This window comes from Nocardia mexicana NBRC 108244 (assembly GCF_001613165.1).
GTDB classification, from domain to species: Bacteria; Actinomycetota; Actinomycetes; order Mycobacteriales; family Mycobacteriaceae; genus Nocardia; species Nocardia mexicana.
This window is the reverse complement of the sequence record NZ_BDBV01000122.1, coordinates 1-24338: the sequence shown is the minus strand read 5'-3', so window position 1 is coordinate 24338 and position 24338 is coordinate 1. Positions and strand designations below refer to the sequence as shown.

The following is a 24338-nucleotide window of genomic DNA, read 5'->3' as shown; positions in this document are numbered from 1 at the left end:
CCGCCGCGGCCCGAGCGTTTTCGTCACGCCTGAACGAGTCCTGTTGCCGCACTTACGGGGCGAGGACTTGCACGGTTCGAGTGCTCACCAAGCCCGCGTGAGGTCCGCGTGCTGGCGGACCCAGGAATGCATGGCGATACCCGCCGCGACTCCCGCGTTGATGCTGCGGGTGGAGCCGAATTGGGCGATGGAGACTGTCATCACGGCGGACTGCTTGGCCCGATCGGTGACGCCCGGCCCCTCCTGGCCGAACAGCAGCAGGCAATTGCGGGGCAGCCGTGCGGTTTCCAGTGGAATCGAACCGGGGACGTTGTCCACGGCTACGACCGCCAATTCCTCGCGGTCGGCGAATTCCAGCAGGTCCGCGACGTCCGGATGGTGGACGATGTGCTGGTAGCGGTCGGTGACCATGGCGCCGCGACGATTCCAGCGGCGGCGGCCCACGATGTGCACCGCGGCGGCCGCGAAGGCATTGGCGGTGCGCACCACGGTGCCGATATTGGCGTCGTGCCCGAAGTTCTCGATCGCCACGTGGAAGGGGTGGCGGCGGCGGTCGATATCGGCGACGATCGCCTCCCGCGTCCAGTACCGGTAGGCGTCGACGACATTGCGCCGGTCACCGTGCGCGAGCAGTTCCGGATCCAGCCGCGGGTCGTCGGGCGGTGTGGTGCCGAACTCCTCGACCCACGGGCCCATCCCCTGTGGATGTTCGCCCCATTCGGTGGGGCCGACGGTGTGCGGGTCATCCGGGTGCGCCGCCCCGATCTGCCGTTGCGCCGCTGGGTCTTCGCGGCCTTCGCGCCCTGGGACATCGTCTTCGCGCCACTGCACACCGTCATCGTGCCGCACCGTCACCTCGTCACCGCGCACGGTCCGGTCGTGGCGTCACGCACGGCGTCGTCGGTCACCATGATTCCGTCATCGAGCCGAACCACCGCGCGCTGTGCCGGGCCGCCGCCGATCGCATCATCGCTCGCGCTCACGTAGTCGTCGTCGAGGTTCCGATGAGAACCGCGATGAGGACGAAGTAACCGACCAGCAGGAGCAGGCCGAGCAGGGTGAGCACCGTCGTCACGATGCCGAGTACGTATCCGACCTGCGCATTGGAGCGCCCGCCGTACATACCGCCGGAGTTGTCGATCTCGGTGAGCACCCGGCGCCCCATCACCCAGGCGAACGGCCCGACGAGACCACACAGCAGGCTGACGATTCCCAGGATGAGAATGGTCGTGGCCTGGGGGTGCTCCGGCGGCTGGTACTGCGGGTAGCCGTAGCCGTACTGCGGCGGCGGGTAATTCACCCGGGTCATCGTAACCGTGTGTCCCGGCCGACGGTCGCCATCGATGTTGCGGGCACGACCCCCGTGGCGTCCCGGTACCGCGCCGCGCGATGATCGATCCCGACAGCCCGGTGTAGCTGGCCACACCCCCGATTCGGTGGGTCACTCCCTCGAATCCGGCCGAGCCCGCGACCAGCATGGAGATATGACCGAGACCTTCGCCGAACCGACCCTCGTGCTCGAGCGCCCCGACCGGCCACCGCTGACCGCCGGCCGGGTGGCCCGCGCGATCCTGCGCGCGCCGATCGAGGCCCGGACCTGGAAGGAACTGGCCTACCTGATCGTGGCCTTCGTGCTCGGCGGCTTCGCGATCATGTACCTGTTCTTCGGCTACGGCGCCACCCTCTACATGTCCATCGCGCTGATCGGTATCCCGCTGTTGGCGCTGGTGCTGCTGGGCGGGCGGATCTGGGGCCGCGTCTACCGGCCCCTCGGCGTGGTACTCCTCGAGACGCCGATGCCCGCGCCGCCGGACTTCGCCCCGCGCCGCGGCTTCTTCGGCTGGCTGCGCAGCGCCTTCACCGACCGGACCGCATGGCGGGCGCTGGTGTTCCTGATCGCCGAGGTGGTGCTGGGCCTGTTCGCCGGGTACGTCGTGCTGATGTTCATCGCCATGACGGTGTTCACCGCGATCTCCCCCATCCCGTGGGCGATCTTCCACCCGATCAACGTCGACGACCAAGGGCGCGAACATCATTCGCTGTTCCAGTTCGGTGACTACTACGTCGACACCTGGCCGCGGGCGCTCGGCATGGCCGCGATCGGCATCATCCTCTGCTTCGCGCTGCCCTGGCTGGTGCGCGGCGTGGCCTGGCTGCACCGGCTGCTGTCGCTGGCCCTGCTGACGCCGACCGCGCGCGATCGCCGGATGGTGGAGCTGCAGGAGAGCCGCAAGGTCGCCGTGGAGGATTCGGCCGCCACGCTGCGCCGCATGGAACGGGACCTGCACGACGGCACCCAGGCCCGGCTGGTCACCATCGCCATGGCGCTCGGCCGCGCCGAGGAGCGCATCGCCGCCGGGGGCGACGCCACGGATCTGATCGCCGACGCCCATGCCAGCTCCAAGGAGGCCCTCGCCGAACTGCGGGAACTGGTGCGCGGCATCCATCCGCCCGCATTGGAACTGGGCCTGGAACCGGCGCTGGAGACGCTGGCCGCCCGCTGCGCCGTGCCGGTCGAACTGCGGGTGCTACTGCCGCAGCGGCCCAATCCGGCCATCGAGGCGATCGCCTATTTCTCGGTCGCCGAACTGCTCACCAATGTGGTGAAGCATTCCGGCGCCACCAGCGCGTGGGTGTCGGTGTTGCCGACGGGCGGGCACACCATCGCCGTCTCCGTGCGTGACAACGGGCACGGTGGTGTGCTGCAACCCGCCGTTCCCACGGGGGAAACCATGGTGAGCGGCGGATTGTCGGGGCTGGCCGCGCGAGCCCGGGCGGTCGACGGAGCGTTGACCGTGGACAGCCCGGCCGGTGGACCTACGGTCGTCACCGTGACCCTTCCGATCGAGGGACCGCAATGAGCCCGGCCGAAACCAGCAGCGGCACAGCCGATACCGGCACCGCACTGCGTGTCGTGATTGCCGAGGACAGTGCGATCCTGCGTAACGGCCTGGCCGGGCTGCTCGGCGATCGCGGCCATGAAGTCGTCGAAATGGTCGGTGACGCAACGCGCCTGAGCGAAGTGATCGCCGAGCACCGGCCCGATGTCGCGGTGGTGGATGTGCGGATGCCGCCGTCCTTCACCGACGAGGGCCTGCTGGCCGCGATCGAACTGCGCCGCAAGTTCCCGGATGTCGGCGTGCTGGTGTTCTCGCAGTGGGTCGAAACCCGGTATGCCACCGAACTTCTCGCGGGCGGCGCGAGCGGAGTCGGCTATCTGCTCAAGGATCGGGTGGCCGACGTGCGCGAGTTCGTCGACGCCCTGCAGCGGGTCGCCACCGGCGGCACCGCCCTCGACCCGGAGGTGGTGAGCCAGTTGATGGGCGCGGCACGCCAACAGGATTCGCTGGCCCGGCTGACCCCGCGCGAGCGCGAGGTGCTGGAGCTGATGGCCCAGGGCCTGACCAATGCCGCCATCGCGCAGTCGCTCACCGTCACCGAGCGCGCGGTGGAGAAGCACATCGGCAATATCTTCCTGAAGTTGGAGCTGCCCCCGTCCGACACCCACCACCGCCGGGTGCTGGCGGTGCTGCGGTTGCGAGGCTGAATATGTGACACACCCCACATGAACGGGTACTCCGGACCTATCCTGGAGGCCCGTAGGCGGTGGTGGAGGCAGTCATGAACCACGCACGCATTCTCCGCACCGTACTCGGCGTGACGGTCGGGTACATGATCGTTCTCGGGGTCTGGCTGGGCTGGATCGTCCACCACACTCCGCCGGGCACGGTGCCGTATCAGATCGTGGCGCTGGTCGGGATGTTCGGCTCGGGCATCGGCCTCGGCATGCTGTTCGCACAGCGCCCGCCCCGCTCCGACCGACAGCTGCTGCGGCACGGGCTGGAGGGCTGGGCGACCATCGAGGGCGTGCACCCCATCGAGCGCACCGACCATCACACCGAACTCACCGAACTGGACCTCGAACTCAACGTCCCCGGCTCCGAAACCTACCGCGGCACCATCGTTTTCGACGTGACGCCGATCGATCAGCCGAGAATCCATGTCGGCGAGACGATTTCGATCCGAGTGGATCCATCGGACCGGAACCGCATAATCCTCTGCCTGTGAGCCGCTTACCTCTTGTGGACTCGCGGATCGGTCAGAAGGTACTGCGCGGCGGCGTAAGTCGAGAGGATGATGCCCTCCGTGACCCGGCGCGATCGGTCGGTGCGGGCGAACAGGCGGCGCAGCACGATCAGGCCGTCGGAGGCGGTGAACAGTAGCGCACCGAGGCCGAGGCGACTGCGCGGATCGCGGTCCGGAAGGTTCATTCCCGCAACGTTTTTCGCGCCCGGGGACAGGCCGGGATCGGAGGCGAGGACCGCGGCGGCGCCCAGCGTGGCACCGTAGGACGACAGCGGCACAGCGAGATTCGGCGCCTTGGCCCGCAGCAGCGCCCCCGCGCCGAGCCACGCGGCCACCCGCGGCAGCGCGATCGCGGGGCGCGGCCGCGCGCCCCGGCGCCACCACAGCGCCGAGTAGCCGGACTGCATCACCGCGAAAGCCGAAGCGCCCGCGATCAATCGGCGATCATCGTCGGGATCGATCAGCAGCATGTCGCCGACCGTCGCGGCGCCGAGCGCGCCGAACAGCACCCGGCGCTCGGTCCGACCGAGCTCCGCACCGCTGTGCACCACGTCGGCGGCCAGCAGCGGCATGAGCAAAGGCTTTGTGGCCCACTGCCATCGGTCCCGCCCGGTCACCGCGGAGTAGACGGTTGCCGCGGCGGCCGCGACATAGGCCGCTCGGAATGGTCGCGCCATATCAGAAACTGGGTTCGATCGGCTGGGGCGGGAGGGTGACGACCTGGCCCGCGTAGCTGAGCCCCGCGCCGAAGCCGAGCACCAGGGCGAGCTGGCCGCCCTTCGCCTTGCCCGTCACCAGCATCTCCTCCATCGCCAGCGGGATGGAGGCGGCGGAGGTGTTCCCGGTGTTCTCGATATCCCCGGCCATCGGGATGTCCTCGGCCAGGCCCAGGTTCTTTTTCATCAGCTCGTTGATGCGGGCGTTGGCCTGGTGCGGGATGAACACCTCGATGTCCTCCTTGGCCACCCCGGACAGCTCGAGCGCGCTGGACAGCGCCCGCGGCAGCGTCACCGCCGCCCAGCGGAACACCCGCGGACCCTCCATCCGCAGCGACATCCGGCCCACCGGCTCCAGGGCCGGGTCGGTGCCCTGCATCGCCTGCGCCTTGTTCATGAACTCGAGGAAATCGACGTCCTGGGCGATCGCCCCGGCGTTCTCGCCGTCGCTGCCCCACACCGTCGGGGAGATGCCGTTCTCCTCGCTGGGCCCGACCACGACCGCGCCCGCGCCGTCACCGAAGATCATCGCCGTGCCGCGGTCGGTGGGGTCGAGTCCGACGGTCATCGTCTCCGCGCCGATCACCAGCACGTATTCGGCCGATCCGGCCCGGATCATGTCGACGGCCACGCTCAGGCCGTAGCCGAACCCACCGCAGCCGGAGGTCAGATCGAAGGCCGGAATGCCGTTCATCCCCAGGTCGTAGGCGACCGAGGGGGCGCCGTGCGGGGTCAGCTTCAGCCAGCTCGAGGTCGCCAGCACCAGTGTGCCGATCTTCGAGCGATCCACGCCGCTGTTGACGATCGCCCGCTCACCCGCGGCCACCGCCATCGTCTGCAGCGTCTCGTCGCCGCTGATCCAGCGCCGGTTGCGAATGCCGGTGCGCTCGAAGATCCACTCCGGAGTGGAGTCGAGCATCTCGCACACCTCGGCGTTGCTGACGATGCGCCGCGGCCGGTAGGCACCGATGCCGAGCATCGCGACGTTCTCACGACCCCTCTGGACTGCAATGGTCATCCGAGCGCCAGATCCTTCAGTCCGAGAATCGACCGGTACTCCAGGCCCTCCTCCGCAATCACCTTGTCCGCGCCGGTTTCCCGGTCGACGACGGTGGCCACCCCGACCACGGTCGCCCCGGCGTCGCGCAGCGCGCGCACCGCGGTGAGCGGCGAATTTCCCGTGGTGGTGGTGTCCTCCACCACCAGCACCCGCTTGCCCGCCACGTCCGGACCCTCGATCTGGCGCTGCATGCCGTGCGTCTTGGCGGCCTTGCGCACCACGAACGCGTCCAGCGGGCGGCCCGGCGCGTGCAGCATGGCCAGGGCGACCGGGTCGGCGCCCATGGTGAGCCCGCCGACGGCGTCGAACTCCCAGTCGGAGACCAGCTCGCGCAGCAGCGTGCCGATCAGCGGCCCGGCCTGATGCTGCAGGGTTGCCCGGCGCAGGTCGACGTAGTAGTCGGCTTCCTTGCCCGACGACAGGATGACCCTGCCGTGCACGACGGCGAGCTCGCGCACGAGCTCCGCCAATCTGTCTCGGTCCGTCGTGGACTCGATCATGTATTTATGTCCTTCCGCGTGCGTTGAACATGCCTCGGTTGAGGCGGACCTGCACGGACCTCGGGATCAGTCCGGCGACCGCCGTCAGCGCTTTGTACTGCACACCGGGCACGCTGATCACCCGGTCCTTCTCCAGGTCGTGCATCGAACCGGCCACGACCTGATCCACACTCAGCCACATCGGTTTCGGCAGCGAGGACATTTCGATTCCCGCTCGCCGATGGAATTCGGTGCGCACGAAGCCCGGGCACAGCGCCTGCACCCGGACCCCGGTGCCGGCGAGCCCGCCGGCCAGTCCTTCGGTAAAGGATATGACGTAGGCCTTCGAGGCCGAATAGGTCGAGCCGCGTCCGGGCACCAGGCCCGCGACGCTGGCCACATTCACGACCGAACCCTTGGCCGCGGCGATCATCGAGGGCAGCGCCGCCCTGGTCAGCTGCACCACGGCGGTGACGTTGACATCCAACTGCGCCTGCAGGCGCGCCGGGTCGACGGACCAGAATTCGCCGGACAGGCCGAAACCCGCATTGTTGACCAGGAATTCGACGCCCTTGTCGAGGCGGGCGGCGACTCGATCGCGGTCGGCGCAGTCGGCCAGATCGGCGCGCAGCACCTCGGACCGGGTGTCGAAGCGCCGGTGCAGATCCTCGGAGAGCGCGGTGAGTCGCTGCTCGTCGCGTGCCACCAGCACCAGGTCGTAGCCGAGCGAGGCCAGGCGCTCGGCATAGCCCTGTCCGATTCCGGAGGTGGGGCCGGTGATCACGGCGACGGGACGGGTGGCGCCCGGCAGGCGCGCGGCAGCAGAGGTATCGCTCATGCTGCAATCATCCCGCACCCGTCATCGGGGTGCGGGGCCCTGATACGGGCGGAACCCGGGGTGAAACGGACCACCCGGCTGATCGGGAAGTTCGTCGCGGGTGCGTCCCTCGCGCCAATCGTCCTCGACGAAATCGTCGTCGAAATCGGCTGCGGGGGAATCGGTCTCGTCGTCCTCCGGTAGCTCCTCGGCGGGCGGCCAGTCGCGCCGGATGCGCTGGCGCGGATCGGGCACGACGGCCAGCTGCGGGCGGCGCGGCGGTTCCGGATCGGTCTCGCCCGCGATGTCCTTGACCAGCGGGGCGAAATCGGCGTCCTCGTCCTCGTACTCGTAGCGGCGGTCGTCGCGCACGCCGCGGTCCCGGTCCGCCTCGTAGGAGCGGTCCTCGCGGTAGGCGCGGTCACCGTACGGAGCGCCTTCGTCGTCGGAGCTGTTCTTGGCGTAGGCCCGATCGCCGCCGTACGGACCACCCTCGTCGTAGCCGCCGTCCTTGCCGTAGGCCCGGTCACCGCCGTACGGACCACCCTCGTCGTACGCATCGGGACGGTCCTCGTCGTAGGACCTGCCCTCGTCATACGGGCGATCGTCGTCGTAGGCGCGGTCGTACTCCGCGTCGTCGTCGAAACGCGAAGTCGCGTAGCGCGAATCCTGCTCCTGGTAGTCGTCCTCGTCCGGCTCGGCGCCCCGAGGCCGCGGGCGGGGACGGCCCGGATCGTGCATATCGCCGTCGCGGCGGCCCGAGTCGGAACCACCGGCCACGGGGGGCAGCACGTGCAGCAGGCCGGACAGCCGCAGAACCGCGTCGATGGCGCCCTCCCAGTCCCGCGACGTGGTGCCGACCGGCAGCATGCCCAGGGTCCAGTTGCCCTCGCTCCACAGCTGCTGCACCGAATCCGGCAGCGACTCGATGAAGGCGACCATGCGCTGGTCGACGGCGTGGCGGGCGATATCCGGATTGGTCGCGAACACCACGCGGTCACCGATAGCGCCGAGCAGCTCCAGATCGGCGTCCTTCGGCGGCGCGGCCGTTTTCAGCCGCAGGTCGATATCGATGTCGGAGCCGATCTGGCGGCGCACCGCGACGAGCGTCGCCGCGTCCTCCAGATCGAACAGCACGAACTTCTCGCCCTTGCGGTTGCCCGAGACCACGTCCACGGCGGAGAGGTAGCCGAGTTTGGCCATGGCCCCGCGGCGCCAGTTGGACGCCAGCGACGGTTCGACGGATACGTAGGTGTAGCCCTGCGACTTTGCCCAGACCTGCCGCACATGACCGGTCCGCTGCCGCTGGAGCCGATCGAAATACAACAGCACGATCGCACCCACCAGTGCGATCGCGGCAAGCCCGAACCAGATTGCTGCGGTCATCGCAGTCGAGTCTAGTTGGCGCGTGCGCGCCACGGTGGGTGCACGCCGGTGCGTGGCGGGTTGACGCGTCCCACGACGGCGCGGGGCGCGGTCGCACCGGCGGCGCGGGAGCGGCTATCTCGGCGGCGTGACCGAGGTGCTGATGATGATTTTGGCCAGGATGGAGCCGTCCGGAGCCTTGTCGCCCTGCACCACCACCATGTCGCCGGGGTGCAGATCGGTGACCGCGCTCGATCCCGACGCGATGACCTGGGTCTGCGCGTCGGTGTGCACGATGACCGTCGTACTCAGCAGCGACTCGATGGTCAAGGTGGAGCCGTCGTTGGTGCTGATCGTGCCCATGGTGGCGCCGATGTCGTCGATATCGCCGAGGCCCGGCAGCGGCGGCAGCCCCGGCTGCTGGCTGCCGGAGGGGTTCGGCGGGACGACCGGGATACGCGAGGCCGTCGATCGGGTGCCGCTGCCACCGGCCGTCGTGGAGGACGAGGAATCGTCCCCGGCAAGGAACAGCCCCGCGGCGATTCCGCCCAGCACCACCAGCACGAAGATGGCCGCGGTGAGGGCTATCCACAGACCCGTGCGGCTGCGGCGCGGCGGTTCTCCGGGTGGTCCGGGCGGCACACCGCCGGGCGGCACACCGCCGGGGCCGACGCCCTGCTGGGCGTACCCCGGCGCCGGGTGGGCGCCGTAGGGATCCTCGTATCCGCCCCAGGCACTGTCGTACGGCGGCAGCTCCCGGGTGGCATTGGGCCCGGGCGGCTGGTCGAAATACGGATAGGCCTGCGTGGGCTGATGCGGCTGCGGATACTGGTACGCCACAGTCGGATCGGCCCCTTGGCCGTACGCCTCCGAGTACTCCGATGTGTGCAGCTCCGGCTCGCCCGGCCGCTCCGACGGGCCGACCCGTTCGGTCGGCGCGTCGGGCGAATCCGGCCGCTGCGCCCACGGGTCACTCGGATTCGTCATGCAGTCCAGCGTAGGTGCAGATCCGGAATACAGCAGGTAAGTGCCCCGCGCTGCGGCGTTCGCCTCTCCCTCTTATCGCCCGACGATCAACCCGTCGCCGTCCGGGGAGACGGAGACCTTCACCAGATCGCCGTCGGCGACCTCGCCGGCCAGCAGTTCCTTGGCGAGCGAGTCGCCGATGGCCTGCTGGATCAGCCGACGCAGCGGGCGGGCGCCGTAGGCCGGGTCGTAGCCGCGCACGGCGAGCCAGAACCGGGCCGAATCGCTGACGTCCAGTTTCAGCCGCCGCTGCGCCAGGCGCTTCTGCAGCTGGGCCAGCTGGATGTCGACGATGTCCTCCAGCTCCTCCTCGTTGAGCGCGTGGAACATCACCACGTCGTCGAGGCGGTTGAGGAACTCCGGCTTGAACGCCGAGCGCACGGCATTCATCACGAAGTCCTGGTCGCCGCCCGCCCCCAGGTTGGAGGTGAGGATGAGGATGGTGTTGCGGAAGTCGACCGTGCGGCCCTGGCCGTCGGTCAACCGGCCCTCGTCGAGCACCTGCAGCAGGATGTCGAACACGTCCGGGTGGGCCTTCTCGATCTCGTCGAACAGGACCACCGTGTACGGCCGCCGCCGCACCGCCTCGGTCAGCTGGCCGCCCTGGTCGTATCCGACGTAGCCGGGCGGGGCGCCGACCAGGCGAGCCACCGAATGCTTCTCGGAGTACTCGCTCATATCGATGCGGATCATGGCGCGCTCGTCGTCGAACAGGAAGTCCGCCAGCGCCTTTGCCAGCTCCGTCTTACCGACGCCGGTCGGGCCGACGAACATGAACGACCCGGTCGGCCGGTTCGGGTCGGCCACCCCGGCGCGCGCCCGGCGCACCGCATCGGACACGGCCTGCACAGGCTCCCGCTGCCCGACCACGCGCTTGCCGAGTTCCTCCTCCATGCGCAGCAGCTTCTGGGTCTCGCCCTCGAGCATGCGACCCACCGGGATACCGGTCCACGACGACACCACCTCGGCGATGTCGTTGGGCCCCACCTCTTCCTGGAGCATGACCTCGCCGTCCGCGGCGGTGCCCGCCTTCTTCTCGGCCTCGGCCAGCTGCTTCTCCAGCTGCGGGATGCGGCCGTAGCGCAGCTCGGCGGCCTTGCCGAGATCGCCGTCGCGTTCGGCGCGCTCGGATTCGCCCTTGAGCGTCTCGAGCTCCTCCTTGACGACGCGCACCGAATCGATGGCCTGCTTCTCGTTCTGCCAGCGCGCCATCAGCTGGCTGAGCTTCTCGCGGTCGTCGGCGAGTTCCTGGCGCAGCTTCTCCAGCCGCTGCTTGGAGGCCTCGTCGGTCTCCTTGGCGAGCGCCATCTCCTCGATCTCGAGGCGGCGTACCGCGCGCTCGACCTCATCGATTTCCACTGGGCGCGAGTCGATTTCCATGCGCAGTCGCGAGGCCGACTCGTCGACCAGGTCGATCGCCTTGTCCGGCAGGAACCGGGAGGTGATGTAGCGGTCCGACAGCGTGGCCGCGGCGACCAGCGCGGAGTCGGTGATCCGCACGCCGTGGTGCACCTCGTAGCGCTCCTTGAGACCGCGCAGGATGCCGATGGTGTCTTCGGCCGACGGCTCGCCGACCAGCACCTGCTGGAAGCGGCGCTCCAGGGCGGCGTCCTTCTCGATGTGCTGGCGGTACTCGTCGAGCGTGGTGGCGCCGACCAGCCGCAGTTCGCCGCGGGCGAGCATCGGCTTGATCATGTTGCCGGCGTCCATGGCCGATTCGCCGGTGGCACCGGCGCCGACGATGGTGTGCAGCTCATCGATGAAGGTGATGACCTGCCCGGCACTCTGCTTGATCTCCTCGAGCACGGCCTTGAGCCGCTCCTCGAATTCGCCGCGGTACTTCGCCCCGGCCACCATCGCGCCCAGGTCGAGCGCGACCAGTCGCTTACCGCGCAGCGATTCCGGCACGTCACCGGCGATAATGCGCTGGGCCAGGCCCTCCACGATCGCGGTCTTGCCGACGCCGGGCTCGCCGATCAGCACCGGGTTGTTCTTGGTGCGGCGGCTCAGCACCTGCACGACGCGGCGGATCTCGGTGTCGCGGCCGATGACCGGGTCGAGCTTGCCCTCGCGGGCCGCGGCGGTCAGATCGGTGGAGTACTTCTCCAGCGCCTGATAGCTGCCCTCGGGATCGGGCGAGGTCACACGGGTATTGCCGCGCACGGCGGTGAACGCCTCGCGCAGCGCGTCGGCGGTGGCGCCGTATTTCAGCAGCAGTTGCGAGACGTCGGAGTCGCCCTCGGCCAGGCCGACCATCAGATGCTCGGTGGAGACGTACTCGTCGCCGAGTTCGGTGGCCAGCTTCTGCGCGGCGGTGACCGCGGCCAGCGACTCTCGTCCCAGCTGCGGCGACGTGGTGGCGCCGGTCGCGCGGGGGAGCCGGTCGACGATGTCCTGAGCCTCGCGCCGGACCGTTGCCGGGTCGACAGCGACGGCCTTCAGCAAGGGGGCGGCGATGCCGTCGGTCTGATCCAGCAACGCCACCAACAAGTGCGCCGGACGGATCTCCGGATTGCCCGCGGCGGAGGCCGCCTGCAGGGCGGCGGTCAGCGCCGCCTGGGTCTTGGTGGTGGGATTGAACGAGTCCACGTGCACCTTCCTACTTGTCGATCGAGCAGCCCGGTGTGCCGCTCCGATCAGTTCAACGCCGTAGAAGTTGAGTGTGTTCCGCTCAAGTCTATCCCGGCCGAAAAACGCGCCGGGAGCAAAGGGAGCATGGTTGAGATCATCCCAGCACCCGCGCGCATCCCTTGGGGGCATACCTCTCATTCCCGGCACGCTTTTGGCCGGGATGCATAACTATTCGGTGCACTCTGCCTACGATGGCCGTGCTCGACGCATCACCCAGCTGACCGAACACCCGTTCCGGACGAATGGAGCAGCGATGCGCGCGATGGTGGTACACGAGTTCGGCGGCCGGCTCGTGCCGGCCGATATGCCGACGCCGGAGCCGGGCCCCGGCAGCATCCAGATCCGGATCGAGGCGGCCGGCGTCAATCCCTACGACCGCAAGCTCATCGACGGCATCCTGGACGGCAAGCTCCCCTACGACTTTCCGATGATCCCGGGCGTCGACGGCGCCGGGACGGTCTCGGCCGTGGGCGCCGACGTCAGCGCCTTCGGGATCGGCGACCGGGTGGCGGGAAAGTTCCTGGTCCCGCCGATCGGGCACGGCACCTTCGCCGAATTCACCACCGCGCCCGAGGACCGGGCCACCCTGATCCCAGACGAGGTCACCGCCCTGCAGGCCGCCGCGCTGCCGACGGCCGGGCTCACCGCCCAGGACCTGGCCGACGCGACCGGCATCGACTCCGGGCAACTGGTGCTGATCAACGGCGCGGCGGGCGGCGTCGGGTCGTTCCTGGTGCAGCTGGCCGCCACGGCCGGGGCACAGGTGATCGCCACGGCCCGGCCCGACGACAGCGACCGGATGATCCGGCTGGGCGCGACCGAGGTGGTTGACTACACCCGGGCCCCGGTCGGCGACTCGGTGCACTTCGCCCATCCGGACGGCATCGACGTGCTGTTCGACCTGGTCTCCCCCGCACCGCAACTGGCGGACCTCACCCAGGTCGTGCGGCCGGGCGGCCTGGTCTACAGCACGATCTTCGCCGCCGACGAGGCCGACCTGCGCGCCCGCGGCCTGAAGGGCGGCAACTTCGAATCCACCGGCGGGTCCCGGGAACTGCGCCGCCTGCTGCAGCGCGTGGCCGACGGCGATGTGGTGGTCCCGATCGATGCGGTCCGCCCGCTCACCGACGCTCCCGGCGTGCTGGGCGCGAGCGGCGCCCGCGGCAAGACCGTGCTCGTCGTCTGAGGATTCCCAGCCCCGGGACGCCCCGCATTCGTCGGTCACGATCTGAGGGGCGTCACGACCTGCGACAGAGGGAGTCCCTCATGACGACAGCGGCACACCTCCCCGGTCGTGCGGTCGCCGCGGTCCGCAACCGGATCGACCGCGGCCCCAGCGGCGGTAGCGACAACTCGGCCCTGGTGATCGCGCCGGGCAACTGGTCGGCCAGCGACCCGTTCCTGCAGTTGTCCGAGAACTGGTTCAGCGCAACGGGATTCGACTGGCTCCCGATGCGCGGCTTCGAAACCCTCACCTACGTCGTCGACGGCGAACTCGAACGCCGCGACAACCGCGGCGGCCGCTGCGTACTGGAACCCGGTGACGCGCACTGGCTGACGGCCGGGCGCGGCATCCTGCGCGCGGAGGCCGCCCATCGCGGGCGCCCGGTGCACACCCTGCAGCTGTGGCTGAACCTGCCCGCCGCCGACAAGTTCGCCGAACCGTCGGCCCGGGACCTGCGCGGCGCGGAGATGCCGGTGCGGACCGAGGACGGGGCGCTCGTGCGGGTCTTCGCCGGGCGATCCGGCGATATCGCCGGGCCCGCGTCCGGCCACGTGCCGGTCACCCTGGTCGATGCCCGCGTCGAGCCGGGGCACACCCTGAGCCAGGAGATCCCGGCGGGACAGCGCGGCTTCGCATATCTGCTCGACGGCAGCGGACGCTTCGGCACCGACGGCACCACCGCCCGTGCGGGTCAGGTGGTGCATCTCGAGGTCGCCGACACCGACACCTCCCTGTCGATCACCGCGGATACCGGGCTGCGCGTGCTGCTGTGCACCGGGCGCCCGGTCACCGAGCCGGTGGTCGCCTACGGCCCGTTCGTGATGAACACCGACGATCAGATCCGGCAAACCCTGATCGACTACAAACGCGGCGCCTTCGGACCGTTCCCGCCCGACTGAGCGTCCTGCCTCGTCGAACGTCGTTCGCGCCGTCCGTTTTCCGCGCTGACCACCGCCCGAAATCATGATCGTTCCGGGTTTCGCCACCCGGCCTTGTGGGTAATGCAATCCGCCCATAACCGTGCGACCACGGTTTTTTGATGGATACTGGACCGCGAGGGCCGCCGGTGAGCCGGTGGATAGTTCTATGTAGAAAGGAAGCGCGACGTCGTGGATGCGCGTACGGCTGCGCTGGTCCGCGCCAACTTCCGGTCCGTGATCGAGGCGCCGAACGGCCCCGAACGGTTGATCAACGCGTTCTACGGACACCTGTTCGCGGAGAACCCGCAGTTGCGCGAGCTGTTCCCACCGGCGATGGATATGCAGGCCAAGCGGCTGATGACCGCCATAGGCTTCGTCCTCGACCATCTCGAGGACTGGGATCGTGCCCAGCGCTTCCTCGAGCAACTCGCGCGCGACCATCGCAAGTTCGGTGTTCAGCCGGGCCACTACGACCTGGCCGGGCGCGCGCTGGTCGCCGGGTTCCGGACCTACAACGGCCCGAACTGGACCCGGCCGCTGGAGGAGGGCTGGCGCGATATCAGCATTCTGATCTCGGCCTCGATGGCGATCGGCGCCAACTCCGACACCTCGCAGCCGTACTGGGAGGCGACGGTGGTCGGCCACCGCCGGGTGCTCGACGACCTGGCCATCGTGCGGCTGCAGTCGGAGTCGCCGATCCCGTACCAGGCCGGGCAGTACGTGCCGGTGTCGATTCCGCAGCGGCCGAAGATGTGGCGCTACCTGTCCCCGGCCATCCCGACGAACCCGTACGGGGAGATCGAATTCCATGTGCGCAAGGTCCGCACGGGCTGGGTGAGTCCCGCGATCGTCAACGAGACCCGGGTCGGGGATCCCTGGCTGATCGCCGGGCCGCTGGGCGGGCTGCACGTGGAGCGCGACACCGGCCGCGACGTGCTGCTGATCGGCTCCGGCACCGGGGTCGCGCCGCTGCGCGCCCAGCTGATCGAGATGGGCAGGCGCGGCATGAATCCGCGGGTGCACTTCTTCATCGGCGGCCGCTACCCCTGCGACCTGTACGACGTCGAGAACATGTGGCAGCTGTCGCTGAGCAATCCGTGGCTGACCGTGATTCCGGTGTGCGAGAACGAGTCCAACCCGTGGTGGCATCCGTATCCGCCGGTCGATCCGCCGTTCGGCATGCACCGGCGGCTGATCGGTAATCTGGGCGCGGTGGTCGCCAGCTTCGGCGCGTGGGCGGACCGGCAGATCCAGATCGCCGGGTCGGCACGGATGATCGCCGACACCAAGCGCGCACTGATGGCGGTCGGCACACCGGAGTGGACGATCATGTCGGATCCGGTGTGAGAAGTTCCGGCCAAGAGCGCGCCGGAAATGACAAGCTGCGCGGGCACGCCGGAAATGACAAGCAGCGCAGGGAACGAGCAAAAGGGGTAGCCCAGTGACGATCGGGCCCGAAGACACCGGCGAGATCTACCTCGACGCACCGACGGAGTGGACCACGACGGTGGTCGGCCATCACCGGTTGCGCCACGACATCGCGGTGATCCGCCTGATCGGTGAGTACGTGCCGTTCCTGGCCGGGCAATCGGTGGAGGTCCAACTGCCGCAGCATCCCGGGCTGCGGCGGCGGCTGTCCCCCGCCCTGCCGCCGTCGCTGGACGGCAAGCTGGAGTTCCACGTGCGGACGGTGCCCGGCGGGTGGTGCAGCGGTTCGATCGTCGCCGATACCCGTCCCGGCGATCAGTGGCGGATCGGCGCACCGGCCGGCTGGCTCAGCGTCGACGACTGGGCCACCGATGTCGTGATGATCGCCGGCGGAACGGGTTTGGCTCCGCTGCGCTCGCTGCTGCTGGATCTGGCCCGCCGCCCCGAACCGCCGCGCACCCATCTGTTCATCGGTGGCCGCTCCCCCCGCGACCTGTACGCCTCGGACATGCTGTTCCTGCTGGCGGGCGAATTGCCCTGGCTCACCGTCGTTCCCGTGGTCGAGAGCGCCTACGACCCGGAGTGGCGGGACGACTGGTACGAAAGCTGCCGCGTGGACGTCGGTTTCGACGTGGACGAGATGCTGGAGGGCACGCTCGCCGAGGTGGTCGGCGATATGGGCCCGCTGCTCAACCACCAGGTGCTGGTGTGCGGGTCACCGGGCATGGTCCGGTCTACGATGGATCGGTTGATCCAAACCGGAACGCCCGTGGAAGCCATTCGCTACGAAGGGATTTAGGCCCGGTTCCCGTCACCGCGCCGCTAGAACAGGGGGTCGTGCCGGATGTTCTTGGTGGGCGTTCCCGCGGCCATGAGGCGGAACTTGGTGGTTTGCACCATGCTCGGGGAACCGACGATCTGGACGTCGCGGTCGTCCCAGGGGCCTTCCGCGGCGACCACCTTGCCGATCTGGCCGACGCGGCGGGGCTCGAGACCCGGCAACTCCCGCGGGCGGTCATCGGAATCGTAGAACCACCACGGGTTCTCACTGCTCTCGACGACCGGGGTGACGGTGAGCCACCTGTTGGCGACGGCGAGCTCGCTCAAGGTCTGCAGATCGTAGAGATCGCACGGGTGGTGGCCGCCCACATACAGCTGCACCCTGGGGTTGGACCGCCGCTTGGTCATCGCCATGAGCTGTGCGCGCAGCGGGGCGATGCCGGTGCCGCAGCCGACCATCAGCATCTTGCGCCGCGTATTGCGGAGCACGCCGAGCCCGCCGAGCGGCGACCCCAGCAGCCACTGGTCCCCGACCACCGTATGGCCGACCATCGAGGGACTGACCCAGCCGCCCGTCACGGCACGGACGTGAAATTCGATCTCCCCCTGGTCGTTCGCGGGCACGGCCGGTGACATGTACCGCCACATCCTCGGCCGGGACGGAATCTGCACGCTCAGATACTGACCGGCCGCGTACTGCATCGGCTGATCCAGCCGCAGCCGCACGATCGCCAGATTCTGCAGCACCTCGCGGTGCTCGATCACGGTTCCGGTCCAGTACGGCGGTGTGTCCTCCCGTTCGGCGGCGCCGATCATGGTGTCGGCGATGACGCCGATGCCCTCGTTCCACGCCCGTTCCACCTCGTCGGTCCACAGCTCCGTCCCGGCGTAGGCGCACAGCGCGGTCTGCAGCGATTTCCCCACGGCGGCATAGTGTTCGGCGGTCACGCCGTACTTGCGGTGATCGCGCCCGAGCTGCGCCAGGAAGGGCAGCAGCCGGTCCGGCTCCTCCAGCCTGTCCACCGTGTAGGCGATGGCCCGCACCAGCCTGTCGCGCTGGGCGTCGAGGGCGGCGGGGAAGAAATCGCGAACCTGCGGATGCTCGGTGAACAAGATGGCATAGAACGATCGGGCCAGCTTCTCCGGTCCCCCCTCCTCCGCAGCAACCGCCTTGAACGTCGTTCTAATCAATGCGACGGTCCGCGAATCCATGTGTCTCACAACCCCATTTCGCATTCGAGCACAGGCCGCGAGAACGAGTGAGGTGCTGCGGACACTCGACAGCAGCCGATGTGAATCGAGTGTAGGTGAGGTTTGCCAGGGACGGAATGGTCCGTTTAAACAACGCGCATGTAATTCCGCTTAAACCAGGATGGTGAGCGTAAACCCCTATGGAAACAGACCGTTTGACTAGGACACGCCGTTTGAATAAGCCCTGAAATCACGAGATTTGCGGGATTCGTCTCGCGAATCTCAGATTTGCAGCGACATTGCCGCAAACGGTCAGCCAGGCCGCACCCACCACAGAACCTCGCGAATCCGACACTCCGGCAACGACACCGCGACTCGCGACCAATTCCGGTACGAACGTCCCACCCGCCCAGCGTGTTCCATGCATCTGCAAGCACAGCACATACCTCGCAACAAAACGCAACCCTGCAAAGCCATGCTTCCCAACGCAATTAGAGACTGGGCGGTACGGGACTTCTCCGTCATTCCGGCGTGCTTTCGGCCGGAACCCACAGCGACCCCGGCCAAAAGCGCGCCGGGGATGAGATAGGCCGCGCCGGGCAAGCCAGGGCGGGATGATCAGGGGCGCGCCGGGGCAAGCCAGGGCGGGATGACCAGGGGCGCGCCGGGGCAAGCCAGGGCGGGATGACCAGGGGCGCGTCGACGCAAGCCACGGTGGGAAGACCAAGGGCGGATCGACACTCGGGGAACGAACAGCGCCCCCGGTTTCCCGGGGGCGCTGTCATAGAGTTGTTTTCGCGGCACCTACCGCCGTTTGTTGCGCGGCTGCCACACCACCAGCGCCGTGCTGCGCTGGGGCGGGGTCAGCTCCGGGCGGTAGCCGACGCGCAGCCGCTCGACCTCGGCCGCCAGGCCCCGGACCTGCTCCTGCAGTTCCTCGACCTGGTTGGTGAGTTCGATGATCCGCTTGATGCCGGCCAGGTTGACGCCCTCGTCCTGGGACAGCCGCTGCACCTCGCGCAGCAGCTCCACATCCCGGGCCGAGTAGCGGCGGCCGCCACCCGAAGTACGTTGCGGTGTCACCAGTCCCAGCCGGTCGTACGTGCGCAGAGTCTGCGCGTGCATACCGGCCAACTGGGCCGCCACGGAAATCATGAAGAACTCCGTGGCGCTGTGTGCCTTCTTCGGATCGCCGTTCATCACGCACCTGCCCATCCAGCACGCGGGTCGAACCCGCCGGCCTTCTCTGCCTCCGCATAGCGCCGCAGCGCCTCGGAGGCATTGTCGTCCAGCTTCTGCGGCACCGCGACCTTCACCGTGACGAGCAGGTCGCCCGCGCCGCCGCCCCGCTTGGGCACACCGCGTCCACGCACCCGCAGGGTACGCCCGTCGGCGGTGCCCGGAGGCACCTTCACGCCGACTCGCCCGTCCAGAGTCGGCACCGAAACCGTTGTGCCCAGCACCAGTTCGCCGTAGCTGACCGGCAGCACCAGGGTCAGATCGTCGCCGTTGCGGCCGAAGACCTTGTCCTGGCTGACGTGCACGGTGACGAACAGATCGCCCGCCGGGGCGCCCCGCAGACCCGCCTCGCCCTGACCGGCCAGGCGAATGCGCTGACCGTCCCGGACGCCGGGCGGGATGCGCACGGTGATGGTGCGGGTCCGGTTCTGGATGCCGGAGCCGTGGCAGTCCGAGCACGGGTCGTCGATGATCGACCCGGTCCCGCGGCAGTCGTCGCACGGCTCGCTGAATCCGAACGCACCCTGGTTGCGGCTGATCACGCCGGTTCCGTTGCAGTGCGGGCAGACTCGCGGGCTGGTGCCCGGCTTGGCGCCGCTGCCGTGACAGGTGGTGCACGGCGACGGACTGGTCATCCGCAGCGGCACCGTGACACCCTGCGCGGCCTCGCGGAACCCGAGGGTCGTCTCGGTCTCCACATCGCTGCCGCGCCGCGGCCGCGTCGAGGTGCGCGTGGCGCCACCGCGATTGAACAGACCGCCCAGCAGGTCACCCAGGCCACCGTCGCCGCCGGCCGCCTGCGCGCCGCCGAAGATGTCACCCAGGTTGAACTCGCTGAAGCCGCCCTGCCCGTAACCGCCGCCGCCGGGCGAGAACCCGCCGCGGCCGAAACCGCCGCTGGCGAACAGCCTTCGGGCCTCGTCGTACTCCTTGCGCTTCTCCGGATCCGACAGCACGGCATGCGCCTCGCTGACGGCCTTGAACCGCTCCTCGGCCTTGGCGTCCCCCGGATTCTTGTCCGGGTGCAGGTCGCGGGCCAGCTTGCGGTAGGCCTTCTTGACGTCGTCCGCGGTGGCGCTGGAGGAAATACCCAGCTCTTTGTAGAAGTCCTTCTCCAGCCACTCCCGATTCACCGGGCATCTCCTCCTTTCCTGTTGTCGTCCGGCCTGGGATCACCCAGTGCCGGTAGGCATGTCTTACGCGATGCCGTCGGCATCGTCGCCAGCGTTCGCCCCGTCCGGTGTCTCCACCAGATCCGTCACCCCGTCGGTGACTCCCACGAGCGCATGCCGCAGGACTCGATCACCGAAGCGGTAACCCTTGCGCATCACCACGCCGATCACCGGATCGTGGCCCTCGCCCTCGTGCTGCACGGCCTCGTGCAGGGTCGGGTCGAAGGGCTCGCCCTCGGTGCCGAATTCCTCGAGGCCCTGCTTGGTCAGCGCGTCGACCAGCTTGTCCGCCACCGACTTCAGCGGTCCGGACTCCAGGTCGCCGTGTGCCTTGGCGCGGTCGAGGTCGTCGAGCACGCCGAGCAGTTCGGTGACCACCGACGCCTTGGCCGTGTCGATCGCGGCCTTGCGGTCGCGCTCCACCCGGCGCCGGTAGTTGGCGTATTCGGCGGTCAGCCGCTGCAGATCCGCGGTGCGCTCGGCCAATTCGGTGCTGATCGCGTCGGCGAGGGCCGAGCCGTTGCCGGACTCGGCTCCCCCGGCCTCCGCGGCGGAGGTCGCGGCGCCGTCGGCGCCGGCCTCCGCCTCGCCCTGCGCGGCAGGGCTTTCGGAGTAACCCTCGAACTCCGGAGCGGAGCCCGCGGTGCGACCCTCGAACTCTCCAGCGGTGCGACCCTCGAATTCCGACGGATTCACCTTCCGCTTGTCCACGATGGTGATCGGCTCCTGTTCGGGGTTGCGTTCGGTCACTTCTTCTCCGGCTCTTCCACGACCTCGGCGTCCACGACGGTGTCGTCGGTGGTGGATCCGGCGGGGCCGTCACCATTGCCCGACGCGGCCGACTCTGCCGCCGACGCCTCGTAGATCGCCTGGCCCAGGGCCTGCGACTCGGTGGCCAGCTTCTCCACCGCCGCCTTCACGGCCGCGGTGTCGGTGCCCTTCAGCGCCTCCTTGGCCTCGCCGATGGCCGCCTCGACCTTCTCCTTCACGTCGGCCGGGACCTTGTCCTGGTTGTCGGCGATGAACTTCTCGGTCTGGTGTACCAGCGACTCGGCCTGGTTGCGGGTCTCCGCCTCCTCGCGACGCGCCTTGTCCTCCGACGCGTGCGCCTCGGCGTCCTTCACCATCCGGTCGATCTCCTCCTTGGACAGGCCGGAGCCGTCCTGGATCTTGATCGTGTTCTCTTTACCCGTGCCCTTATCCTTCGCGGTGACGTGCACGATGCCGTTGGCGTCGATGTCGAAGGTGACCTCGATCTGCGGCACGCCGCGCGGGGCCGGCGGGATGCCGGTCAGCTCGAAGGAGCCGAGCAGCTTGTTGTGCGAGGCGATCTCGCGCTCGCCCTGGAACACCTGGATCTGCACCGACGGCTGGTTGTCGTCGGCCGTGGTGAAGGTCTCCGAGCGCTTGGTCGGGATGGTGGTGTTGCGCTCGATGAGCTTGGTCATCACGCCGCCCTTGGTCTCGATGCCCAGCGACAACGGGGTCACATCGAGCAGCAGGACGTCCTTGACCTCGCCCTTGAGCACACCGGCCTGCAGCACGGCGCCGATGGCGACGACCTCGTCCGGGTTCACGCCCTTGTTGGGCTCCTTGCCGCCGGTCAGCTCGCGCACCAGGTCGGTGACGGCGGGCATGCGGGTCGAACCACCCACGAGCACAACGTGATCGATGTCCTTGACCGAGATGCCCGCGTCCTTGATGACCGACTGGAACGGCTGCCGGGTGCGGTCGAGCAGATCGGAGGTGATCTTCTGGAACTCGGACCGGGTCAGCTGCTCGTCGAGGAACAGCGGGTTCTTCTCCGAGTCGACGGTGATGTAGGGCAGGTTGATCGAGGTGCTCTGCGAGGAGCTCAGTTCGATCTTGGCCTTCTCCGCGGCCTCACGCAGCCGCTGCAGGGCCATCTTGTCCTTGGTCAGGTCGATGCCCGAGCTGGCCTTGAACTTGTCGACCAGCCACTTCACGACGCGCTCGTCCCAGTCGTCGCCACCGAGGTGGTTGTCACCGGAGGTGGCGCGGACCTCGACGACGCCCTCGCCGATCTCCAGCAGCGAGACGTCGAAGGTGCCGCCACCGAGGTCGAAGACCAGGATGGTCTGTTCCTTCTCGCCCTTGTCCAGGCCGTACGCCAGCGCGGCGGCGGTGGGCTCGTTGACGATGCGGAGCACGTTCAGGCCCGCGATCTGGCCGGCCTCCTTGGTGGCCTGGCGCTGCGCGTCCTCGAAGTATGCGGGGACGGTGATGACCGCGTCGGTGATCTCCTCACCGAGGTAGGACTCGGCGTCGCGCTTCAGCTTCATCAGCGTGCGTGCGGAGATCTCCTGCGCCGTGTACTTCTTGTCGTCGATCTCCACGTTCCAGTCCTCGCCCATGTGGCGCTTGACGGACCGGATGGTGCGGTCGACGTTGGTGACGGCCTGGTTCTTCGCCGGCTGGCCGACCAGCACCTCGCCGTTCTTGGCGAAGGCGACGATCGACGGGGTGGTGCGCGAGCCCTCCGAGTTGGCGACGACTACCGGCTCACCGCCTTCGAGCACGGCGATGACCGAGTTGGTGGTCCCGAGGTCGATACCGACCGCACGAGCCATGGTTGTTCCTCCTAGTTGACGTACGTGTGTGGGTGCAGGGGCGAACCTCCTGCGGCGGACCTCGCCCCGAACACCTCACGGAGCACGGTCCCAGCAACGCTGAGCGTGGTCGACTCAATCCTGCCTGCACTCCGAATCGGAGTCAAACGAAGACTTGAGCCTTCCTCGCTCAACTTAGCCTCGATCAGCTCAACGACCGGCTCGCGCCGGGAATTCCCGGACGGCGAAGATTTCTCCGACGCTCCCGCGCCCTCGGCGACGGGCCGCGGCTAACGGCTCACGGGGACGACGCGCACCGGTTCCCCGGCGGGGGTGAGCACCAGATATCCGCCCCCGGCGCCGCCCTTGACATAGATGGTGACCACCGGGTCGTCGTCGAGCATGTCCGTCGAGCGCTCGATCATGATGTGGGTGACGGCGCCGTCCGGAGCACCCACGGTCTGCGTCGCGCCCGCGAGGTAGCGCGCCAGCAGGGGAAGGTCGATCGCGCCGAGATCGAACGGCCGCGCCTCGCGATCGCGGTCCGATGACGAGGAATCATCGAATTCGCCTCGGTAGGTGAAGTTCAGAGTCCGGGACACGGCCGCGCGTTCGAACGAGGCGTGCTCCGGATGCAGTGTCAGTTCGTCCACCAGCAGGTCACCGAAGTGGGTGCGGTAGTCGGCGAGGAACGTCTCGATCCCCCGGGCGGTCGTGAGATCGGGCAGGTCGGGATCGCCGGGCCGCGGGTGGTCGGTGGCAGCCACTCCCACCAGCGCGCCGATGGATGCCGCCAGGGCCACGGCCACGACGGCCGGGATCCACCGCCGCGGACCGCGCCGCCGACTCGGATTCACCACCGCGCTCCGGACGAGGCCACCGGGGATCTGGAGGTCACCGATCAGCGCGTCGAGATCGCCGAAGGTCTTCGCGCGCAACGCCGCCGCGGTGCGTTCGCCGTGTTCGCCCGCGGTGATCTGGCCGTCGTCGCGGGCCGTGTCCAGCAGCGCGCAGGCGTCGACGCGGTCCGCGTCACGCACCCGCAGGCCACGGTGGCGCGCGGGATTCACCGCGTCACCGCGATCACCGACGGCTGCCGTCCCGACGACTCGTTCGCGCGCACTGCCTTCACCTATCTGTCGAACGGGGAGACCCGCGTCTTGTCGCCGGAGGGGGTGGCTTCCAGATATCCGCTCTCGTTGAAGTCGTTGCCGACATAGACGGAGATCCGCGGCCCGCGCGAGATGGTGTCGTTTTCGAAGCGGACGTGCGTCACCGCACCGCCGTCGACACGGAGCAGCCCGGGCGCCTCGGCCAGCAACCCGCCGAGAACGGCCGGATCGACCGTGGCCAGGTCGAAGGTGGGGGTGTCGACCCGGCGGGTGGTCGGGTCGCCGGACGGCGTGAAGCCACCCTGATACGACCAGCGGACCACTCGATTCGGCTGTCCCGTCGGCGCGGCCTCGAGAGAGGCGTAGCCGGGGAACAGGGTCAACTCGTCGACGACGGTTCCGCCGAACTTCGCCCGGAACTGCTCCCGGAGCAGCGCGAATCCCTCGGCCGTGGTGAGCCGCGGCATCGGCACCACCAGGGGCTGAGCCATCGCGGGCGCGGCGGGCGGCGGGGCCGGGGC

Annotated in this window: 23 protein-coding genes and 1 pseudogene; 8 read left to right on the top strand and 16 right to left on the bottom strand. The window is 68.8% G+C overall.

The window, feature by feature from the left end; genetic code table 11:
- Positions 1–84: 84 nt before the first annotated feature.
- A complete protein-coding gene (locus tag NM1_RS36980) occupies positions 85–696 on the bottom strand; it encodes a TrmH family RNA methyltransferase (RefSeq protein ID WP_084520399.1) in 612 nt (203 codons plus the stop codon).
- A 9-nt stretch (positions 697–705) separates the two neighbouring features.
- On the opposite strand from NM1_RS36980, the gene NM1_RS41700 reads away from it, so the two are divergent.
- Positions 706–987 carry a hypothetical protein gene (locus NM1_RS41700; protein ID WP_084520398.1) on the top strand — a complete coding sequence of 94 codons (282 nt, stop codon included), beginning with the start codon at positions 706–708 and terminating at the stop codon, positions 985–987.
- Here the strand turns inward: NM1_RS41700 and NM1_RS36975 are convergent.
- On the bottom strand, positions 980–1300 hold the full coding sequence (locus NM1_RS36975) for a DUF4190 domain-containing protein (RefSeq protein ID WP_373864094.1): 321 nt from the start codon (positions 1298–1300) through the stop codon (positions 980–982). The two genes, NM1_RS41700 and NM1_RS36975, sit on opposite strands and share 8 nt — an antisense overlap.
- A gap of 184 nt (positions 1301–1484) precedes the next feature.
- Here NM1_RS36975 and NM1_RS36970 point away from each other — a divergent pair, with 184 nt between their 5' ends.
- The 3 genes from NM1_RS36970 (at position 1485) to NM1_RS36960 (ending at position 4068) form a co-directional block, all read left to right on the top strand.
- Complete coding sequence (locus NM1_RS36970; RefSeq protein ID WP_068031403.1) at positions 1485–2861, top strand: sensor histidine kinase; 1377 nt, start codon at positions 1485–1487, stop codon at positions 2859–2861.
- Positions 2858–3547, top strand: a complete 690-nt coding sequence (locus tag NM1_RS36965; RefSeq protein ID WP_084520397.1) for a LuxR C-terminal-related transcriptional regulator — start codon at positions 2858–2860, stop codon at positions 3545–3547. The genes NM1_RS36970 and NM1_RS36965 overlap by 4 nt, the downstream gene beginning before the upstream one ends.
- Positions 3548–3621: 74 nt before the next feature.
- Positions 3622–4068, top strand: coding sequence for a hypothetical protein (locus NM1_RS36960; protein ID WP_068031446.1), 447 nt, complete (start codon positions 3622–3624; stop codon positions 4066–4068).
- A 5-nt stretch (positions 4069–4073) separates the two neighbouring features.
- Here NM1_RS36960 and NM1_RS36955 read toward each other — a convergent pair whose 3' ends face one another.
- The 7 genes from NM1_RS36955 to clpB form a co-directional block, all read right to left on the bottom strand.
- The gene (locus tag NM1_RS36955; protein WP_068031399.1) at positions 4074–4763 is read right to left on the bottom strand and encodes a lysoplasmalogenase; all 690 of its coding nucleotides are present in this window, start codon (positions 4761–4763) and stop codon (positions 4074–4076) included.
- Between the two features lies 1 nt (position 4764).
- On the bottom strand, positions 4765–5820 hold the full coding sequence (locus NM1_RS36950) for a beta-ketoacyl-ACP synthase III (protein WP_068031396.1): 1056 nt from the start codon (positions 5818–5820) through the stop codon (positions 4765–4767).
- Positions 5817–6362 (bottom strand): orotate phosphoribosyltransferase, encoded by a 546-nt coding sequence (pyrE, locus tag NM1_RS36945; protein ID WP_068031393.1) that lies wholly within the window; start codon positions 6360–6362, stop codon positions 5817–5819. The genes NM1_RS36950 and pyrE overlap by 4 nt, the downstream gene beginning before the upstream one ends.
- Positions 6363–6366: 4 nt before the next feature.
- Positions 6367–7179 (bottom strand): SDR family NAD(P)-dependent oxidoreductase, encoded by an 813-nt coding sequence (locus NM1_RS36940; protein ID WP_068031390.1) that lies wholly within the window; start codon positions 7177–7179, stop codon positions 6367–6369.
- Positions 7180–7200: 21 nt separating this feature from the next.
- Positions 7201–8544, bottom strand: coding sequence for a TtfA family protein (locus NM1_RS44355; RefSeq protein WP_246011522.1), 1344 nt, complete (start codon positions 8542–8544; stop codon positions 7201–7203).
- 114 nt (positions 8545–8658) lie between these two features.
- Entirely contained in the window at positions 8659–9510 is an 852-nt protein-coding gene (locus NM1_RS36930; protein WP_068031387.1) for a DUF5666 domain-containing protein, read from the bottom strand.
- 72 nt (positions 9511–9582) lie between these two features.
- Entirely contained in the window at positions 9583–12138 is a 2556-nt protein-coding gene (gene clpB / locus NM1_RS36925; RefSeq protein ID WP_068031385.1) for an ATP-dependent chaperone ClpB, read from the bottom strand.
- Positions 12139–12433: 295 nt separating this feature from the next.
- Here clpB and NM1_RS36920 point away from each other — a divergent pair, with 295 nt between their 5' ends.
- The 4 genes from NM1_RS36920 to NM1_RS36905 all read left to right on the top strand — a co-directional run bounded on the left by NM1_RS36920 (position 12434) and on the right by NM1_RS36905 (position 16552).
- Complete coding sequence (locus tag NM1_RS36920; RefSeq protein ID WP_068031382.1) at positions 12434–13366, top strand: NADP-dependent oxidoreductase; 933 nt, start codon at positions 12434–12436, stop codon at positions 13364–13366.
- Between the two features lie 80 nt (positions 13367–13446).
- Positions 13447–14304 (top strand): pirin family protein, encoded by an 858-nt coding sequence (locus NM1_RS36915; RefSeq protein ID WP_068031379.1) that lies wholly within the window; start codon positions 13447–13449, stop codon positions 14302–14304.
- A gap of 210 nt (positions 14305–14514) precedes the next feature.
- The gene (locus NM1_RS36910) at positions 14515–15672 is read left to right on the top strand and encodes a globin domain-containing protein (protein ID WP_068031375.1); all 1158 of its coding nucleotides are present in this window, start codon (positions 14515–14517) and stop codon (positions 15670–15672) included.
- 94 nt (positions 15673–15766) lie between these two features.
- Positions 15767–16552 carry an FAD-binding oxidoreductase gene (locus tag NM1_RS36905; RefSeq protein ID WP_084520396.1) on the top strand — a complete coding sequence of 262 codons (786 nt, stop codon included), beginning with the start codon at positions 15767–15769 and terminating at the stop codon, positions 16550–16552.
- Positions 16553–16575: 23 nt separating this feature from the next.
- On the opposite strand, the gene NM1_RS36900 is transcribed toward NM1_RS36905, so the two are convergent.
- The 7 genes and pseudogenes from NM1_RS36900 to NM1_RS43210 form a co-directional block, all read right to left on the bottom strand.
- Positions 16576–17745 carry a globin domain-containing protein gene (locus NM1_RS36900; protein ID WP_068031372.1) on the bottom strand — a complete coding sequence of 390 codons (1170 nt, stop codon included), beginning with the start codon at positions 17743–17745 and terminating at the stop codon, positions 16576–16578.
- 783 nt (positions 17746–18528) lie between these two features.
- Positions 18529–18924: a heat shock protein transcriptional repressor HspR gene (locus tag NM1_RS36895; protein WP_068031369.1), complete on the bottom strand. Its 396-nt coding sequence runs from the start codon at positions 18922–18924 to the stop codon at positions 18529–18531.
- Entirely contained in the window at positions 18924–20096 is a 1173-nt protein-coding gene (gene dnaJ, locus NM1_RS36890) for a molecular chaperone DnaJ (protein WP_068031366.1), read from the bottom strand. Before dnaJ ends, NM1_RS36895 begins: the two co-directional genes overlap by 1 nt.
- A gap of 63 nt (positions 20097–20159) precedes the next feature.
- Positions 20160–20885 carry a nucleotide exchange factor GrpE gene (gene grpE / locus NM1_RS36885; RefSeq protein WP_068031364.1) on the bottom strand — a complete coding sequence of 242 codons (726 nt, stop codon included), beginning with the start codon at positions 20883–20885 and terminating at the stop codon, positions 20160–20162.
- Positions 20882–22726 carry a molecular chaperone DnaK gene (gene dnaK, locus NM1_RS36880; protein ID WP_068031360.1) on the bottom strand — a complete coding sequence of 615 codons (1845 nt, stop codon included), beginning with the start codon at positions 22724–22726 and terminating at the stop codon, positions 20882–20884. Before dnaK ends, grpE begins: the two co-directional genes overlap by 4 nt.
- A 269-nt stretch (positions 22727–22995) precedes the next feature.
- The gene (locus NM1_RS43215) at positions 22996–23775 is read right to left on the bottom strand and encodes a DUF1707 SHOCT-like domain-containing protein (RefSeq protein WP_068031357.1); all 780 of its coding nucleotides are present in this window, start codon (positions 23773–23775) and stop codon (positions 22996–22998) included.
- 62 nt (positions 23776–23837) lie between these two features.
- Positions 23838–24338 (bottom strand): annotated as a pseudogene (locus NM1_RS43210) (DUF1707 SHOCT-like domain-containing protein); the annotation flags it as partial.